Source organism: Calothrix sp. UHCC 0171 (assembly GCF_034931845.1).
In the GTDB taxonomy this organism is placed as follows: Bacteria; Cyanobacteriota; Cyanobacteriia; order Cyanobacteriales; family Nostocaceae; genus Brunnivagina.
This window is the reverse complement of sequence record NZ_JAYGHN010000005.1, coordinates 139611-158676: the sequence shown is the minus strand read 5'-3', so window position 1 is coordinate 158676 and position 19066 is coordinate 139611. Positions and strand designations below refer to the sequence as shown.

Sequence of the window (19066 nt, the reverse complement as noted above, 5' to 3'; positions counted from 1 at the left end):
AGAAGATAAATTAGAGTGAGTTTTGACCAGTTGTGGTAGACTGGTCAATTTTATTTAGTTAGCTAATTTTTAAGACTATAAATTATGATATCACAAAGATTACTGAAGCTATCCAGTAACAGTTAAAGTTTATTATACTTAACAGTATAATTACTTACGTGTTTTTATTTAAATAAAATCATTCTCCAATTACTAAGCACCCCCGCTAACAGGGTGGGAATGTATTTATCTCTGCGGTGAATTATGGCGAATCATGTAGAAATGATGTAAATATTAAGTTCAGAATCAACACTTGTGATTAAAAATTCCCCGTGTCTTTTTTTCGACAGGTATTGAGGCGAACTTAATATTTAGTTTTTTATTGTTGCGGTGGTACTGTTGTCGCCGCAGGTTTTTCTGGTTCAGGAATTTGATTGGTAGTGGGTGGTAGATTCGGGATTGTGCCACCTTGGGGATTAACTGGAGTGAGTTGGGGATTGTTTTCTTGGGGAACTGTACCAGGAAAGGAAGGAAAACCTGGATTGGTTGGTTGTAGGGAGGATGAAGAGTCGGCAACACCAAGAGAGGCACGGGAACCCCCAACTTGTTGCAATAATGTCAGGGTTTCAATGACATCATTATACTGTGCCGATCGCGAAGCGTTCAAAATCAGAGGTTTGTCTGGATTTTGCTTGACATAATTTTCTAAAAAAGCAGGTAGCTGTTCTTTAGTAATTACAGGTTGCCCAGGTTGGTTCGTGTCGCGAATTTGTCCGAGTCCATCCAGGTGTAAAACTAATCTTTGGGGTTCCGCAGGGGAACCGGGTAAGTTGCTCGCACCAGGAATCGCTGTTCCCGTATTTGATTTGGGTAAGTCGAAATTAATCACTTTGATAACTTCTTGCCGGGAAAATTGCAGTGTCACCAAAATGAAGAATGTCAAAATACAGAAAATAACGTCAATTAGGGGGACAATTTGCACTTGAACGTCATCGGTTGGAGTTGTTGATTTGATTTTCATAGCGGCAAGATGATGGCAGAAGTTATCGAGTAATTGTAATGGCGACAAACTCAATGATTTACTCAGGAGTTTTCCGAATCGGGAGAATTATTATCGCTTGAGGGTTCGTAAGGTTCGCCGAAATTGCGCTGATGGCGACGACGGGGATAATTGAAAGAATCTTGTGTGGTTGTTTCCGATGTCGTTGGATTTGGGGTAGTTGCTGGAGTGATTTCTGTGGGATAGTTTGCTGCTGAGTAACGTTCTGGATTCTGAGTTTCTGCACTTAAACGTAATAAATCGTAATTAGGGGGAGACTGGCGATAGAGCAATTCTAAATCGTTACCAGCCCGTTGAAAAATTCTGACTTGGTTGAAAATAAATGCTTGAAATAAACGATAAAAAGCCAAACTCACAATTGCCACCACCATTCCGGTTGCAGTGCTGTATAAGGATTCACCAATCCCGCCAGTCACCCTCGCAATCGATTCTGGTTCCACCAAATCACCAATTTTGATACCTCGCAAAGATTGAATTAATCCCGTCACAGTACCAAATAATCCTAAAAGCGGAGCTAATGCGATCGCGGCTTCCAATAGTTTATCACCTCGCCGCATTCCCGATAATTCATGGTCTGCGGATGATTCTAGCGCCAATCTAAAGGTCTCAGCGTCAGCTTTTGGTAAATTTAAAGGAGCAAACAAAAATCTACCGATAGGTTGATCTATAGCACGTTGAGCAATATCCCGCGCTACAGTCCAATCTTCCCGTGCCGCTTCTAGTACACGAGTCACAATTTGCTTCTCCTGGTTTAAAAGTCGCAGCCAAAACCAAAGCCGTTCCAAAATGACGCTCACAACCAAAACCGACAAGACTGCTAGGGGGTACATAGCAATCCCGCCCTTTCTAAATTCAGCTAATATATCCATTTTGCTAACTTTCCTCCCTTGATTTCTATATCCGTTTTCCCGAAATAATCGTCTCTGGAGATAGATGTATAAATATCTTGTTGGTGTTAAGTATCTCACTATTAGGCTTTACGGAAAAACCTATGTAGCACCTTCCAGACAATTTTAGGACGGTTATTCCCACAGGAAGTTTAGGGCAATACGAGTAAAAATTAAAGGTAACTAGAGGTGAAAAAAATGAAATTTTCTATCGAAGCTCTCTATAACTGGTATCGCGGCTTACTTCGCAATCCCAAATATCGCTGGTGGGTTGTTCTGGGAACATTCTTATATCTTGTTAGCCCCATTGATATTGCTCCTGATTTCTTACCTATTGTTGGACAACTCGATGATGTTTTGATTTTGACATTGTTAGTATCAGAAGTATCACAGATTGCCATTGAAGGTTTTAAAGCACGCAGAGGCACCCCAGAATCCCAAACTGCTAATGCATCTTCGCAATCGACATCTCAAACCGAATCAATTGATGTTGATGCTGTGTCAGTTGAGTAATTATTACAAAAGAATACAATGTATTAACCCTTTCTTGCATTATTTACTCAAAAGTGGATGTAAAGAAGGGGATATTTTTATTTGCTTATTGGGGCGTATGAACTTGATATTAATAAGTATTAGCCAAATACTAGTATGACGGAAACCGACACCGCCAACTTGGCGCTATTTGCGCCGTTGTGTACTAGCGAATTTTGGAAACGGATATTTGTGAGTTCATTCGTGAGTAAAATAATACATTATATTCTCATGCCAATGAATTATGAATCAAAGAAAAATTATTGGATTGTTACCTGCTGGAGGACAAGCGGCACGTATTTCGCCTTTACCACTGAGTAAAGAATTATATCCAATTGGCTTCCAAAGTTTAAATAATCAAAGTAATTCAGCTAATTTACACCCAAAGGTGGTGTCACATTACCTGTTAGAAAAAATGTGCCTGGCAGGAATCGAGATAGCTTATTTTATCCTACGACCTGGCAAATGGGATATTCCCACATATTTTGGGGATGGCACAATGCTGTCGATGAACTTGGGATATTTAATCATGGGGTTATCCTATGGTGTTCCCTTTACACTAGAACAGGCGTATCCATTTGTCAGGGATGCAATTGTGGCATTGGGTTTCCCTGATATTCTTTTTCAACCAGAGGATGCCTTTACAAAAATTTTGGCGCGTCAAGCAACAACAAATGCGGATGTCGTTTTAGGATTATTCCCCACTTCTACGCCACAAAAAGCTGGCATGGTTGACTTTGATGCCAGGGGAAAAGTTAATTTAGTTATAGAAAAACCGCAACATTCTCAGTTAAAATACATGTGGGCGATCGCAGTTTGGACACCTGTATTCACTGAATTTCTCCACGAGTATATTTTGACGTTACAAAATAAGGCTAACATTTCACAACTTCCAGAAATTCCTATTGGTAATGTTATTCAAGCCGCAATTGAAAATGGGATGCATGTTGAAGCAGAAGTCTTTCCAAATGGCAGTTATCTAGATATTGGTACACCAAATGATTTAATTTATGCTGTACACCAATATTCAAATTTATAGGATTCATTGATAATTTTTAATTCTGAAATTCCTAAATTCCTCAATTAACTCTCGTAAATTTATTTATTCCCTACAACCTAAATTATGGCGCTGCTGCCAAAATACCTCTTGAATATTTTGCCAGCAAGGTTGTAATAAATGTTTTGATTCTGGAGTCAGGTGATTCATCATTTCCACAGCTAAAACTTCACACCACTTCTGCGTCAATTCCCATTGAATATTCATACCCTCAACCACCATTACACACAAAGGCAATAACTCTTGTTCAACTGGTGCAACAGTTTCTTCCAAAAAACATAGCCAAAAATATGCCTGAAACATATTCAAATCGCGAATACAAGAATGCTTAATTCTCTTATCATCTAAAAGTCCCCGACGGCTATGATGACGAGGTAATAAATTTAAAAGTTTATAATACGCAGCATCAGCTATCTCATGGGCTTTGGGAAGCATCTCTTGCACTAATTTGCGCTTCACAAAATCAATTTTGTCCTTACTTGCAGCTACACAAACTCGTTGCCAAGGTATTGCTACTTGTTCCTCAAGAAATTTTAAATAGGGAGTAAACAAAAATTTCTCGGCTGGTTCTAGTTTGTTCAAAATTAATTGATTACAAAAGTTTAAGTGTGTTGTCATAAATCCTAAAGAACACCAGTCTTTGGATATTATATGTTGTTCCTGAAATATCAGTAATGTTGGTTCGAGTGCGGATGAAAGTTCTAGAATATTTGGGATTCCAATTACCTTTATCATGGAAATACTAGAATTATTAAGTAATTCTTCTGTTGCAGTTACAATTGCTTCCAAATGATGATTTTGATAGATATCAACAATTTTTTTATAAATACGAAAAGTAAATTGCGAAATTCGTTTTGCTTCAGATAAATCTAATGTATTTGATTTATAGGTATACAAACTCTTGGTTTGAATTAAAGCCATCTGACAATTTATATTTAAGATATTTCCATTTAATTTTTGGACGGTGCGGCTACGCCCTTGAGGTGATATGGCTTTTAACAAGGCATGATTCGATAATAAATTTTGTGCTTCTTCCGAAGCTAAGTTTATTGTGTAACGTTGTGCCCAAAGATTTAGTAAATTCTCAACCAATGGTTTACTTATGACTTCAGCATTTATTAACATCAGATTTTTCTCTGTTTTTAGATGAGTACAGTTGGGAGTAAATCAAGCTACACAAATGCTTGTTTGGAATGTTAATCTTCTTCTACCCCACAGATTGGGGTAGTTTGAGTTGTCTATTTTTTGAGTAACGCCTTAAAGTCATTTTTGCAGATGAATCCAAATAATCAAATTAATTGTCAAAATATATACCAATTTCAATTAAAAATATGCATCTGCTCTTGCTAGGTATAAACAATTATTACCAGTGTCACCATATACTTTGGATATCTAACTGCTAATTTGTAGCTTTAATCACATTTTGTCGGTGATAGATGCTGAAAATACTTGTGTTAGCTAAGTTCTGTTGACAATTTGCAAAAATATTTTTTCACACATTGTAACCCAAGTGGTATCTTTCCAAAAAAATCTTTACGTATCAAAAATCATCTCTGAGTTATTACTTAAGTATATATGTGGTGTGCTAGTTATCAATGATAATATATATTTCAGCATAATAACGGATGATAATTTTTAAAGGGCGATTTAACAATTAAGGTTAAGCTGGAATAATATATACATCGCTGTCAAATGAGTAAATTTACTAAAACTTTAATTTTTAATACCGGATTTTCCGAACTCTTAGTCTAAAATACTTATGCTGTAAAGCTTCAGAAACGATTGTAAACGAACTCAGTAAATCAAATAAAAGCATTAAATATGATTTTGTATAGTAATTGACAATAAATTTTGTCATAACTACTTCATATTTATTGACTAAAATAATGAAGCAAATGGTTAAGATTATTACTTTTGAAAAGAGTCAAATGCTCCCTTGTATACCTCTCATTTTTATTAAAGATGCTTAGTAATAATGATGTGTCTAGTTAAGAATTTATTAGCAGAACAAGAAAAATTTTATACTGGAGTACCGATATTATTGTCGGAGATCACTTTTAGGGGTAAAAAGGCATAATTTTAAATATTTTTCAGTGTTTTTCTGCTGGCGTAAATCTTTAAAAACATCTTTTTACGTCAATTATGTTACTTAGACATCAGTGTAATGCAGGAAGTCTGAAAATCATATTGCATATTGTGAAAAAAAGTTATAAATTATAATTAATATATGGGTAAATAGTAATTCTGTAATTTCCTGCTATTCAAGTTCAGAAATTAAGTTCGTCAAAAGTACATTTCCTTGTGAAAACAATATTGTGTTTTTTCAAAAAATGACACTTTTATCTAATAAGTAATTGAGTGTAATTTCCTAGCAATTAATATTATATATGAAGCTAAAGCCCTAGTAGCTGGTTAAGTTGAGAATATTAATTGCCAAAAATCAAGACAAATTTTAGCGATGGTTGTGATTAAAAAAGCAGCTTTAACTGGCGCTATATATTTGTTTTTAAGATTACATGATTTTACAGCTATCTATCATCTAGATAGATAATAAAATAATTGTTTAAGATTGAAAATAGCAGAATACAAATAATGTACATCTACTCACGAAAAAACAATTAAACTGGAGTTATTCTGGCAATGCAACTAGAGGATTTTGTGACAGTAAAAAATATCGAAGCGGAAGCTTGGGAAGCATTAGAAAAATCTATTGTATATTATCAGGGGCGACCAATTGGCACAGTAGCAGCTGTTGATACTTCAGCAGATGCTCTCAATTATGACCAAGTATTTGTCCGGGATTTTGTATCTTCAGCTTTGATTTTCCTCGCTAAAGGTAGAACTGAAATTGTTCGCAATTTTTTAGAAGAAACCTTAAAGTTGCAGCCGAAAGAAAGGCAACTTGATGCTTATAAAGCTGCAAGAGGATTAATGCCTGCAAGTTTTAAAGTTGTTTCAGTTGATGGGAAAGAGTTCCTTGATGCAGATTTTGGTGAACATGCGATCGCACGAGTTACACCAGTAGATTCTTGTTTGTGGTGGATAATATTATTACGGGCTTATGTAGTTGCGACAAAGGATTTTTGCTTTGCATATCGTCCAGAATTCCAAACAGGAATTAAGTTAATTCTGGAATTGTGTTTGGCTAACCGTTTTGATATGTATCCGACACTATTAGTACCAGATGGTGCTTGTATGATTGACCGTCGGATGGGAATTTACGGACACCCTTTAGAAATCCAAGCTTTATTTTATGCCGCATTGCGAGCCGCCCGCGAACTATTAATTTGTGAGAATAATACCGGAAATCAGGATATTATTGCGGCTATTGATAATCGCTTACCGCTCTTGTGCGCTCATATTCGCCAACACTACTGGATTGATTTAAATCGTCTCAATACAATTTACCGTTTTAAAGGCGAAGAATATGGGAAAATGGCAGTCAATCTCTTTAATATTTATGCCGATTCTCTGCCTTATTATGAATTAGATAAATGGTTGCCTGTTAAAGGTGGTTATCTGGCAGGAAATGTAGGACCATCTCAACTGGATACACGCTTCTTTTCACTCGGTAACTTAATGGCTATTATTTCCGAATTAGCTACCGAAGAACAATCACAAGCCATTATGAATTTGATTGATGAAAGATGGGACAATCTTATTGGTGATATGCCAATGAAGATTTGTTTTCCAGCTTTGGAGGGTGAAGAATATCGTATTGTCACTGGATGCGATCCAAAGAATATTCCTTGGTCTTATCATAATGGGGGTAGCTGGCCTGTATTATTGTGGATGTTGGCGGCGGCGGCGGTAAAAACCAACCGTACTGATTTGGCGAAGAAGGCATTAGCAATTGCCCAACCACGCTTACGGCAGGATGAATGGATTGAATATTATGATGGCAAAAAAGGAAGATTGATTGGTAAGCAATCTCGAAAATATCAAACTTGGACAATTGCTGGTTTCTTACTTGCCAAAGAGTTACTGGAAAATCCCCAACATTTACCTTTGGTAAGTTTTGAGGAATTACCTCAAGAATTGGTTTCTCGTGCCTGCGAATTTGAAATTAGTAGCGTTGACACATCGCTTTATTTCTAGCATTGTCAATTCTAGAAAAAAGTGAGGGGTAAAAGAGAAAACCTTTTACCCCAAACCCAGTTTTGAGTTATCGAATCCTCAAATATTCTCAAACACTAATGTTCAAATATATCTTTAAATTGCATTAAATCTAACGTTACGATCGCAGATAGGCATTGAAAACATTGTTCTGCTAATTCGTAGCGTTCTTCACGTTTAAGCATATTTATGAGTTTTTGTCTAGCACTAATTAAATAACGTACATCATTGGCTGCATAACTTAATTGTGCTTCGGTTAAATTGATGGCGTTTCCCCAGTCAGAACTTTGAGAGCTTTTATCAAGTTCCACTTGTTCGAGTTCTAAAATTAAATCTTTGAGTCCATGACGATTTGTATATGTACGGGCTAGCTTACTGGCTATTTTTGTACAAAATACGGGGTTGACGTGAATGCCCAGATGGTGACGTAGTGTGGCAATGTCAAATCGAGCAAAATGAAAGATTTTGGTGACGTTGCTAGCTTCCAGCAGCTTTTTTAAATTGGGAGCTTCTGTTTGTCCACGAAGAATCCTAACTACCGTAACTGTACCGGAATTATCGCACAATTGCACCAAACAAAGTCGATCGCGTTGGTGAAGTAGTCCCATTGTTTCGGTATCAACCGCTAATGCATCACTTTCTAGGTAAGTTGACAGGGTTTCTTCATTGATATCGCGATCGCTAACTTGAAAATCTGCTAATGTCATGATGTATGATCAACTAAATTTAGTACCTAGCTTAATTCGCTGAACTACAAATTAAACAGGCACTAAATTATTGTGCAGTAAAACCTTGTATGGGCAATACCGATTTGACTAAAATCGCGAAAATAGGGGTTGGTTGCTATATGCTGATATCTCAAACCCCAATCAATTAATATTCTCCACCAATACCCAGGTTGACGTTAAATAATTCTGCGCCTGCCAAGTTTACACCAATGAGGTTAGCACCATCGAGTTCGGCACTGATAAATTGAGCGTTTGTGAGATTGGCATTCATCATATTGGCGTTATTTAAGCTGACGCTGTTAATAAATGCCGATGTTAAGTTTGCAGATTGTAAATTTGCCCCAGTTAAATCTGCTCCTTCTAAATTGGCATCTTTGAGATTTGCACCTTGTAAGTTCGCATTCCGCAAATCTGCACCAATTAAATGTGCCCCTTGGAGGTTAGCGCCAGTCAAATTACATGCGTAGCATTCCCTAGTTTCTATTAAGCGACGAACGTTACTATTTACTTCCGACTGTGCAAATGCTGGTGCCGCAAAAGATAACGTACTCACTAATGCTACTGCTGTCAATAATTTGCTTCTCATGTTTCTTCCCCCACACTTTATTCATTTTTGATATCTGTAGGCTGGTTGAAATAACATGTCTATAAATATGGCTAGTTAGTCATGCTCGGTTTGTGTCCAACCTGTTATCTACTACTACAACTTCATTTTCCCCCATTCCCGAAATTTATTCGTCTCACCTTAGGAATGCTTAATATACTTCGCTGGAGGGAAACTTGTGGGCAATATTATGCCCTCGTCGGTGAGATTTCCATATTGATGAAGATATGGAAATTTGGTTTTATATTTGAATCAGGTTCACTATTTTCGGGTGCTTGGCGAGAAACGCGTAAGCTACACTAAGGTAAATAAAGTGCAAAAGCAGGGTGTCCTTAGCACAGCGTAACGCAGCATGTTTATATTCGTTGAGAATTAAAAGTTATTAAATTCCCGTGCCTAAAATCAAGTGAGAATTACATAGTTCTTTTGTACTGTAATTTGACTTTAAACCGTCACTCCTTCTAATTGTTCATCTGTCAACTCATATAACTCGCGTAACTTCTGTAATTTATCCTCTTTCGCATTCCAAAAACCGCGCCCATGTGCTTCTAACATTCGACCAATAATATTACGAAAAGCTTCTGGATTTGCTTGGCGTAATTTATCTGCCATTTCTGCATCTAAAGCATAAGTATCAGATGCTTGCTCATAAACCCAATCATCACGAAAATCAACAGTTCCCCCCCAACCAATTAATGCTGTCATCCGTTGGGAAATTTCATAAGCACCACCAGAACCTTGGTTTGCCATTGCTTCTGCCCATTTAGGATTTAGTAATTTGCTACGGTATTCCATTCGCAATAAATCATCTAATTTTCGCGGTGTTGTATCCTTGGAAAAACTTTCAACAAAGCTGGCATTGACTTTTTTCGCACTAATTTTTTCAGCAGCTTTTTTCAAACCGCCAGTATTAGCATAATATTCTTGAATATCAGTTAAGCCATATTCAACTGAGTCTATTTCTTGGATAATTTGAGTAGTAGTTTGTAGTAAATTTTTTAAAACTTCTGGACGTGATTGCCCTTTATCTTTTCTCCCAAAACTAAATGAATTTCGACTTTGCCAAGTATTTGCTAATTCATCTCCAGATTCCCAATTCCCATCAACAACTTGGTCATTTACTAAAGAACCAAAATCACCGGATGGGTTCGAGAATAATCTCGCTGCCGCATTGTCAATACCTTGTGCTTTTAAAGTTAAAACATGCTTACGAATAAAATTTTGTTCTTCCGGCTCATCTGCGTCTGCTGCACGTTGAAATAAATCATCCAGAAGTTCGATAATATTTACAAAACTATCGCGGAAAATACCTGATAAATTGGCAAGTACATCTATTCGTGGATGTCCAACTTTATTTAAAGGTTTTAATTCATATCGAACAATGCGTCCTGTACCTTCTTTTATAGGTTCAGCACCAACTAATTCTAAGAGAATACCTAAAGATTCACCCTTAGTTTTAATTGCATCCAAACCCCATAACATGACTGCTACAGTTTCCGGGTATTTACCATTATCTTGTAAATGCTGTTGAATGATTTTCTGAGCAATTTCCCTACCTCTTTCATAAGCAGCAGGAGAGGGCATTCGATAAGGATCTAATGCATGAATATTTCTGCCAGTTGGTAAGACACCAGCGCCATCGCGCAACAAATCACCACCAGGAGCAGGAGGAATATATTCGCCATTTAAACCCCGTAAAAGATTTGTTAACTCATCGGTATTTTGCATTAACAAATCACGAATTTGATTCTCTTGGATATTCTTTTGTGAATTATCTGTTAAATTATCTTCGGAAACAGAAATATTCTCTGTTTTCTCTTCTCCAAAATATGCATTTAAATAAGACTGCATCGCTTCTTCATTTGGAGCTTCTCCCAAAACATGTAAACCGGAAGAAAATAAGCGATTTTCTAAAACCTGCAAATACTCATAAAGCTTGACTAAATAATCATTAAATATATGATTACTAAACATACGCACATTTTCAGGACTAAATGATATTCCTAATTTTTTCGCTTCCTCAAACGGACAATCAGCATCTAAACCTGTATCAACAATTTTTTTACAAATTGCTTCCTTCAAGACATAATTTTTTTCTGCATCTTCGCGATATTCTGCAATTAACTCACGTAAAGTCACTAATTCCTTATATAAACCTGCACGTCCATAAGGTGGGACATTATGGGAAATCAACACACCATAACCGCGACGTTTTGCCAAAATTGATTCGGAAGGATTATTAGCAGCATATATATAGAGATTTGGTAAATCACCCAATAAAATATCTGACCAAGAATAACCAGTATTTCCTAATGGGGAACCTGGCAACCATTCCACAGTTCCATGCATTCCAAAATGCACGATCGCATCTGCTTGAAATTGATTTTGGAGCCACTTATAATATGCTGCATACTGCGGATGTGGTGTCATATCACGTTCAAACATTAACCGCATTGGATCACCTTGAATACCCAAAGGAGGTTGTACTCCAATCCAGATATTTCCTAAAGTAATCCCCCCAATTTGCAACTCATCACCATAGGTTTTGATGCCGCTTTCTGTTAATGATTTCCATTGTTTTTCAATCCGGCTGGTTTGTAAATAACCTAGCCACTTTTCTAAAGTGCGAACATTAACAGTATTAATAGTATTCGCAACATTCATCTGTATTAATCCATGTTTATCTGCAATTTTTATCTCTTCGTCCGCCTCTTTTAGCAAACGAATTAATACTTCCCCATCTTCTGGCAAATTATCAATGTCATAACCTTGATTTTTTAAAGCTTGTAGAAACTTAATTAAACTCCGAGGAACATTTAATAAAGCTGCTGTTCCAGTGGCTCCATAACCTGGTGGAAAACCATATAAAATCACCGCAATTTTGCGTTCTGATACAGGTTTTTGTCTTAAATTAATCCAACTTTTAACTCTACCAATTAAACGATTGACACGTTCAGGTACTAAATAAATATCTTCTCCAACCAAGCCACCCAGAGGAACAGTATCGATCGCACCATCTAATTCGGGTAGCGAGTATAAGACAACACTCTGCAAGCCACCTATACCTTGGCGTGTCCAGGAGTGAATGTCTTGAATTAGCAATGGTGCAGCAACAAAATACGGAATATTCTTCGCAGTTAAAATACGTTTTGCTACTTCCACTTGTCGCCCTGCTTCCATTGAACCTGCGGGTCCCCCAACGAGGGGAAAACCAATAGTTGAGACTATGGCATCAACTTTAACTGCTGTTGGCGATAGGGATTTAATCTCAATATTTCCCAGTTTTCTTTGCTGTATTTCATACTCCGTTGTCATCAAATCGCGAACTGCTACATGTCCCTCGACTCCATTAATAAATATAGGTAAAGGAATTAAACCGGCATTTTCAAATTTGCGGATTAGTTGGGGAATATAGGGTTGTTTAGTAATTACATGTTTACGATAAAGAAGAATACCAATCGTTGGATAATTGAGGATTTTTCCACTTTCTTCCCCTCGTAATTTATTCTCTTGATACCATTGTAAATAATCCCGTGGGGATTCAAAATAACCTTGATAATCGGGATGAAGTAAGCCGATATTTGGGGTTTCCCGAACTGCGGGAATATCACCAACTTTTAGCTTTAGATATTTTTCCCCCAATACCCAAAACAATGAAGCGACGTTCTCAATTCCACCCGCATTCCAATAACCATATATAATTAGCCAGTTGCGTAAATCTTGGACTTTTTGAACAGGAATAAATTTCAGTAATTTGGGACCCGTTTTCAGAAAACTAATATAACCCGCAAGTTTATCTTCCTCACGTCCATTACTAAATTTATCTAAAATAAATTTTATGGGTTTGGGCATTCCTTTGGGTTTGTCACCAATCGCAAATTCCCCAATTTTTGTTAATGCCATTAATTCCAAAGCTGACTCAAACACGAGTCGGATGGGAATTTGTAAAACGCGATCGCGCAACCACATGACTTGGTCGTAATCAAACAACAAACTACCAAAAAATACATCTGCCTTTTGGAGTGCTTTTTCAACATTTTCTGGCTGAATTGTAATATCGCGATCGCTAAATACCTGTATATCTAACTCAGAACAGCGTAAAACCGCTAATTCTGCCGCTTTGCGGTATAATTGGGCATTAAATGATTCAAATCCGGCAATTAAAACAATATATTTCATCTGTAAAATTAAAGCAAAATAAATATTTCTTTACTTTAATATTGTAAGCATTGCACTGACGATAAAATCGATGGGAGATGGGGAGATGGGGAGATGGGGAGAGAAATTTTGCTTGATATTTGCTAGCTTGTTGCGCCAATATGTGGGTGTTGGAAAAGATGTATGGATTTTAGCCGCTAGATTCTTTGTATAGTCTAGGTTTTAGCGTTTTTTTGCAGAAGTGAGGTTGGCGCAAGTCTGAAATATGTTGCTGTGTAAGGGTTTTGGCGTTTCTGGTCATGATTGGTATTGACATTTAATCGGCTGAAATAGTATTTTAAAGGAGGTTAGCGCAAATGTACCTTGAAAACTAAATACAGTAAGGGTTCTGTAGCGAGCTATTGCAATTCAAACTAATCCCTATCAGGGATTGAAACGAAGGCTGGGAGAAGGAGAAGCTGCGCTGGCATTGCAATTCAAACTAATCCCTATCAGGGATTGAAACTATTCTCCCAATGAAAAAGATTGTGGTGCAACCTATTGCAATTCAAACTAATCCCTATCAGGGATTGAAACGTAGTATTCTTGTAGTACCTTTGCCTTGATTCCGTTATTGCAATTCAAACTAATCCCTATCAGGGATTGAAACAAAAACCTCAACGGCGGGCGCGGCGGAAGAACAAATTGCAATTCAAACTAATCCCTATCAGGGATTGAAACAAAACCTACTGCTGTCGTATATCGTATTTCCCTAGCAGATTGCAATTCAAACTAATCCCTATCAGGGATTGAAACCTAAAAAAGCCACGGGGATTGAAGGGGACTTACCAAATTGCAATTCAAACTAATCCCTATCAGGGATTGAAACTACTAACCAGGGTTTAGAGGGTAAAACCCCTCTATTGCAATTCAAACTAATCCCTATCAGGGATTGAAACTTCAACTAAATAAACAGCAAAGATAATAGAATCTTATTGCAATTCAAACTAATCCCTATCAGGGATTGAAACAGTATCCTAATTTATGGGCAATCAAGACTCTAAAATTGCAATTCAAACTAATCCCTATCAGGGATTGAAACCCAATTTCCGGTAGTTGCTTTCAGTCATTCCTATTATTGCAATTCAAACTAATCCCTATCAGGGATTGAAACCTTACGTTGTAGTAGAGATAAACCAACTAAGTCGATTGCAATTCAAACTAATCCCTATCAGGGATTGAAACTGACTATCCGCTATTTGCGATTGTGCTATTTGTTGATTGCAATTCAAACTAATCCCTATCAGGGATTGAAACAGGAATTAGAGATAACAATGAACTATTCCATTGATTGCAATTCAAACTAATCCCTATCAGGGATTGAAACTTAAGTTCGTCGTAGTAAGAATCAAGGAATAAAACTAATTGCAATTCAAACTAATCCCTATCAGGGATTGAAACCATTGGCAATCCACTTTCTTTCATCTGCTCATTAAATTGCAATTCAAACTAATCCCTATCAGGGATTGAAACAAGCGATCGCATTCCATCCCTTTGCTTAATATTATTGCAATTCAAACTAATCCCTATCAGGGATTGAAACGCAAAATAGGGACAATAGTAAGTTTGCGTCGTATCGCATTGCAATTCAAACTAATCCCTATCAGGGATTGAAACAAACGGCACTTGGGGAGGAGCCATGCTACCAATTGCAATTCAAACTAATCCCTATCAGGGATTGAAACAGAATGTAGGAAAGTGTGGTGTACCCCACAGTCAAATTGCAATTCAAACTAATCCCTATCAGGGATTGAAACTCTAAATTGTGCTGTAAAAATCAAATCACAAACATTGCAATTCAAACTAATCCCTATCAGGGATTGAAACGTATCTCCAGTAGATATTAGCTTGTGCTGCCACGAGAATTGCAATTCAAACTAATCCCTATCAGGGATTGAAACCCTCATTTAACCATTCCATAATTTCTGGAGTGGGATTGCAATTCAAACTAATCCCTATCAGGGATTGAAACTTAATACGACAGTATTTTATGCGATCGCCTGCCAATATTGCAATTCAAACTAATCCCTATCAGGGATTGAAACCAGACTAAAAAACATTCTTAAGAATAATTAATCAATTACCGCAAACAAAACATATCTACTTTTTGGAGGGGGCTTTGGGGACGCAACCATCCGTAGCTTGGTTCCCGAAGGATAGTTTTGTGGAAGGAAAGCTTCCCCATAAACTTCACCCAATCGGGGGTTTGGGAGAGAATCCCCCAAATCTTGGTTCTGAAGTAAATACCGTAACCAAAATAAACCAGTAAAACATAGCCAGTGCATTGGTGACAAGTTAAGGAAAAGGGGAAATTGTCAAGGGTAGTATTTGCCGAGGTCAAAAATAGTGGGAAACTCAATCTAGACAAGTAATTGAGCGATTGAGTCCAGCCATGAGCAGCAGCAAAAAAACCAACAGAGACCACGCAAAAAAGAAACAGCGACCAATGGTGGAAGATGAAGTCATAGCCGAGCAATTGGAAAGATTACTGACACCAGCCATTACAAATCAAGAAAATTACTACCGTAAATTAGGACTCAGAGAACGGATACTGAATTTACCGTTAATGATGGCAGCAGTGTTAACCCTGTTGTGGAGAGATGTAGCAGGAGTCAGAGAACTGACAAGAATATTAGCTCTCTTACGGTTTTCTGTGGTGTAATCCCACAAAAGTTAGTCAACAAGCTGTATCACAGAGATTTTTGACATTTCCATCCGAATTATTTGAAAAAGTATTTAAAGATTTATTGCCGAGTTTGAGAACAGCTTGGCACAGTAGAAATAAACGTCCACTGCCAGAAAGTATTCAGTTTACCTTATTAAAATTTGAGAAAATTTGGATAGTAGATGGCTCAACATTGGAAGCATTGTTTAGGAAATTACAAAGCCTAGAACTGGCTCCAAGAGGACAATTAGCAGGAAAGATGAGTACAGTCATTGATTTAATGACCAGATTACCTGTAGAAATTTGGTTTGAAGAAAATCCTAAAGCTTCTGATATTAAACTTGAAAAAAATATCCTAAATTTAGTGACAGAAAACACCATTATATTATTGGATAGAGGGTTTTATCACTTTAATTTTTGGCTACAATTAATCGAGAAAAAAGTTGAATTTATTACCAGAATAAAAAAAGGAGCAGCAATCAAGGTAGAACAGGTATTTACAGATAGTTATGGACTGAGAGACCGTAAGATACGTCTGGGTTCTGGAACAAATAAGACTCCATTTATTAGCTTACGCCTGATTGAAGTAAGGTCAGGAAAAACATGGCATTCTTATTTAACTAGTGTCCTAGACCCTAATGTTTTACCCCCTTATGTAGTAGCAGATTTATATCGGCGGCGCTGGCGGATTGAAGATGCTTTTAATACAGTAAAAAGACTCTTGGGGCTAAGTTATTTGTGGACAGGTTCACTCAATGGAATTAAGTTACAAATTTGGGCGACTTGGTTATTTTATGCTGTTTTAGTAGATTTAGGTGATGCTGTAGCGGATGAACTTTCTCTCCCCTTTGATGAGATTTCATTAGAAATGATTTATCGCGGTCTTTATCACTTCACTATGGCTCATCAAAAAGGTAAGGCAACAGATCCCGTTAAGTATTTTGCTGACCCCCACAATCGAGATTTAGGTATTATCAAACAGAAACGAAAACCAAATGTTAAGTTGATTGTCGCTCCTTTTCCCGATCTTCAACGAGGGTCTGACCAGTTTTTTTTTCAACAATTCTCTGAAAGCTTATTGACAAAAGACTTACAGCCTTAACTTGTCACCAATGTAGCCAGTGGGAGAATACCCCAAGTCAGTTGCAGGTTGCTGTGTAGTTGTAATTGTTAGCAGCATGAACTTTCAAGAAGGTTCAATCTGTGTTTTGATGATGTGGGATTTTATAGTCCTTCAGTTATAGCTTCATGTTGAACGTAAATGTGGCTGCAAAAAGTCAAAAATCATGAAGTTAGGCTAGATTAGTGTTTGCTCAAATCATCAATTGGTGAGTTTGAGTTTCATCTGTTACTGCGATGGTAGAGCCAAATATGAGCGTATTAGGTGACTATGAGTTTTGGTACAACTTGGGAAACGAACAATTTGATTTAGGACTGACTGAAGATGCGATCGCTTCCTACGAACATGCGATCGCCATTAAGCCAGATTTTGCTGAGGCTTGGTTTCACCTGGGTAATATTTTTGAAGAAGAGGAAGACACAGAAACCGCTATCAATTATTATGAACAAGCGGTGACTATCAAGCCCAATTTCCACGAAGCTTGGCATAAATACGGTAATTTATTACGCAGTTTAGAACGAGATGATGAAGCTGTAATTTGTTTTGATCAGGCTTTAGCTGTGAAGCCGGATGCTTATATTATCTGGTTAGAACGCGGACATGCGTTGAGAAATTTAGAACGCTATGATGAAGCCATTGATTCTTATAATCATATTGTTAATCTCCAATCTCAAAGTATAGAAACTAGCTTTAATTATCCTTGGCATTGGTTTCATGATGCTTGGCGATCGCAGATTAATTTACTTTCTTTAAGGGAACGCTATGAGGAAGCTTTGGCAAAATGTAATCAAAAGTTAGAAGTTTTTCCTAATGATATTTCTAATTGGTATCAGCGTGGCGATTTATTGTGTAAGTTAAAGCGCTATCAAGAAGCACTAGAAAATTATGAAAAGGTTATGCAACTTCATCCTGGTGATTATCTCGCTTGGCATTACCGTGGTGATGTTTTAGGGTATTTAGGTGACGTAAAATCAGCTTTGGCTAGTTACGATAAATCTATTGAAATGTATTCAGGTTACTATCGAACTTGGTACAATCGTGGCTGTATTTTATATTCTTTAGGGCAATATCAAGAAGCACTAACAAACTACAATAAAACCTTAGATATTTATCCAGAATATGAGGAAGCTTGGTGTCAAAGAGGTTTGATAATGCATTATTTGGGGCAATATGAAGCTGCTATTCATAGCTATCAAAAAGCTTTGGAAATTTACCCTAATTTTATTGAGGCTTTAACTAATTTGGGAAATACGCTGCATACCTTAGGAAGGTATCAAGAGGCAATTGAAAACTATCATCAAGTCATAGAACTGAAACCAGATGATTATCACGCATGGAAAAATCAAGGAATTAGTCAAACTGCATTAAATCTTTGGGAAGATGCATTATTTAGCTACAATAAAGCATTTGAAATAAATCCGAGCGATCGAGAAGTATGGAAGTACAGAAGTGATGTGCTTTTTGCATTGAAACGGCATGAGGAAGATAATAAAATATTGAAAAGACTCTAAAGATACAATCAAAGCATTTTTGAGATATTATTGATTATTCATATATTTTCAACTACACTCACAGAAATTTATTCACACTTAAAATTTTGGATATGAAATTCATGCTAAAAAAAATATTAAATCAATCGATTATCACTTCTATTATTTTGATTACATCTGAAATTAACGTACAAGCAGTAACTCCTAATAAAACATATAATCCCATTCCTTTAACACTGGGAAAAGAAATTAAAGATCAACTTTCAAAATCTGATATTCCCACAGGTGAAGGTGGATTTGCTCGCGATTATATTGTGAATCTGACGGCAGATGATTTAATCGAAATTGAGGTAAAATCAGAAACTTTTGATACTATTGTGGCTCTACTTTCTCCGAAGGGCATAACAATTGAACAAAATGATGATGTCGGAGAAGGAGTTACAAATTCGCTGATTTTTGCTCGTATTCCCAAGACAGGCAATTATACTATTCGAGTTCGCAGCTTTGGGAATGAATCTGTGGAGGGTAATTTTACGTTGAGGATGACGCGATTGAGAAGGGAACAATAGACTAATAGTAGTCTGGAGTCAGCTTTTTCAAATTTTTATTTGATTAGTATTTGATTAGTATTT

The 19066-nt window shown here is 36.9% G+C and carries 11 protein-coding genes, 1 pseudogene and 1 CRISPR repeat array; of the genes and pseudogenes, 6 read left to right on the top strand and 6 right to left on the bottom strand.

Going from position 1 to position 19066, the window contains the following annotated elements; genetic code table 11:
• Window positions 1–358: 358 nt before the first annotated feature.
• Together VB733_RS06265 and VB733_RS06260 are read right to left on the bottom strand one after the other, a co-directional pair.
• The gene (locus VB733_RS06265; RefSeq protein WP_323339233.1) at window positions 359–1000 is read right to left on the bottom strand and encodes a biopolymer transporter ExbD; all 642 of its coding nucleotides are present in this window, start codon (window positions 998–1000) and stop codon (window positions 359–361) included.
• A gap of 62 nt (window positions 1001–1062) precedes the next feature.
• Complete coding sequence (locus VB733_RS06260) at window positions 1063–1908, bottom strand: MotA/TolQ/ExbB proton channel family protein (protein ID WP_323339232.1); 846 nt, start codon at window positions 1906–1908, stop codon at window positions 1063–1065.
• Between the two features lie 216 nt (window positions 1909–2124).
• Between VB733_RS06260 and VB733_RS06255 the strand changes: the two genes are divergently transcribed.
• A complete protein-coding gene (locus VB733_RS06255) occupies window positions 2125–2439 on the top strand; it encodes a YkvA family protein (protein ID WP_323339231.1) in 315 nt (104 codons plus the stop codon).
• A gap of 262 nt (window positions 2440–2701) precedes the next feature.
• The gene (locus VB733_RS06250; protein WP_323339230.1) at window positions 2702–3496 is read left to right on the top strand and encodes a sugar phosphate nucleotidyltransferase; all 795 of its coding nucleotides are present in this window, start codon (window positions 2702–2704) and stop codon (window positions 3494–3496) included.
• A 63-nt stretch (window positions 3497–3559) separates the two neighbouring features.
• Here the strand turns inward: VB733_RS06250 and VB733_RS06245 are convergent, their stop codons facing one another.
• Window positions 3560–4639, bottom strand: coding sequence for a hypothetical protein (locus VB733_RS06245; protein WP_323339229.1), 1080 nt, complete (start codon window positions 4637–4639; stop codon window positions 3560–3562).
• 1515 nt (window positions 4640–6154) lie between these two features.
• Between VB733_RS06245 and VB733_RS06240 the strand changes: the two genes are divergently transcribed.
• Window positions 6155–7612, top strand: coding sequence for a glycoside hydrolase 100 family protein (locus tag VB733_RS06240; protein ID WP_323339228.1), 1458 nt, complete (start codon window positions 6155–6157; stop codon window positions 7610–7612).
• 95 nt (window positions 7613–7707) lie between these two features.
• Here the strand turns inward: VB733_RS06240 and VB733_RS06235 are convergent, their stop codons facing one another.
• The 3 genes from VB733_RS06235 to bchH form a co-directional block, all read right to left on the bottom strand.
• Window positions 7708–8337 (bottom strand): ribonuclease H-like domain-containing protein, encoded by a 630-nt coding sequence (locus VB733_RS06235; protein WP_323339227.1) that lies wholly within the window; start codon window positions 8335–8337, stop codon window positions 7708–7710.
• A gap of 166 nt (window positions 8338–8503) precedes the next feature.
• A complete protein-coding gene (locus VB733_RS06230; protein WP_323339226.1) occupies window positions 8504–8944 on the bottom strand; it encodes a pentapeptide repeat-containing protein in 441 nt (146 codons plus the stop codon).
• A 462-nt stretch (window positions 8945–9406) separates the two neighbouring features.
• Window positions 9407–13141 (bottom strand): magnesium chelatase subunit H, encoded by a 3735-nt coding sequence (gene bchH / locus VB733_RS06225; RefSeq protein ID WP_323339225.1) that lies wholly within the window; start codon window positions 13139–13141, stop codon window positions 9407–9409.
• Window positions 13142–13520: 379 nt separating this feature from the next.
• A CRISPR array of direct repeats spans window positions 13521–15204; the repeat unit is 37 nt; unit sequence ATTGCAATTCAAACTAATCCCTATCAGGGATTGAAAC.
• Window positions 15205–15605: 401 nt separating this feature from the next.
• Here bchH and VB733_RS06220 point away from each other — a divergent pair.
• The 3 genes and pseudogenes from VB733_RS06220 (at window position 15606) to VB733_RS06210 (ending at window position 19003) form a co-directional block, all read left to right on the top strand.
• Window positions 15606–16926: pseudogene (locus VB733_RS06220) on the top strand (IS4 family transposase).
• A 254-nt stretch (window positions 16927–17180) separates the two neighbouring features.
• Window positions 17181–18455: a tetratricopeptide repeat protein gene (locus VB733_RS06215; RefSeq protein WP_323339224.1), complete on the top strand. Its 1275-nt coding sequence runs from the start codon at window positions 17181–17183 to the stop codon at window positions 18453–18455.
• 92 nt (window positions 18456–18547) lie between these two features.
• Window positions 18548–19003 carry a PPC domain-containing protein gene (locus VB733_RS06210; RefSeq protein ID WP_323339223.1) on the top strand — a complete coding sequence of 152 codons (456 nt, stop codon included), beginning with the start codon at window positions 18548–18550 and terminating at the stop codon, window positions 19001–19003.
• The last annotated feature ends 63 nt before the right edge of the window (window positions 19004–19066 follow it).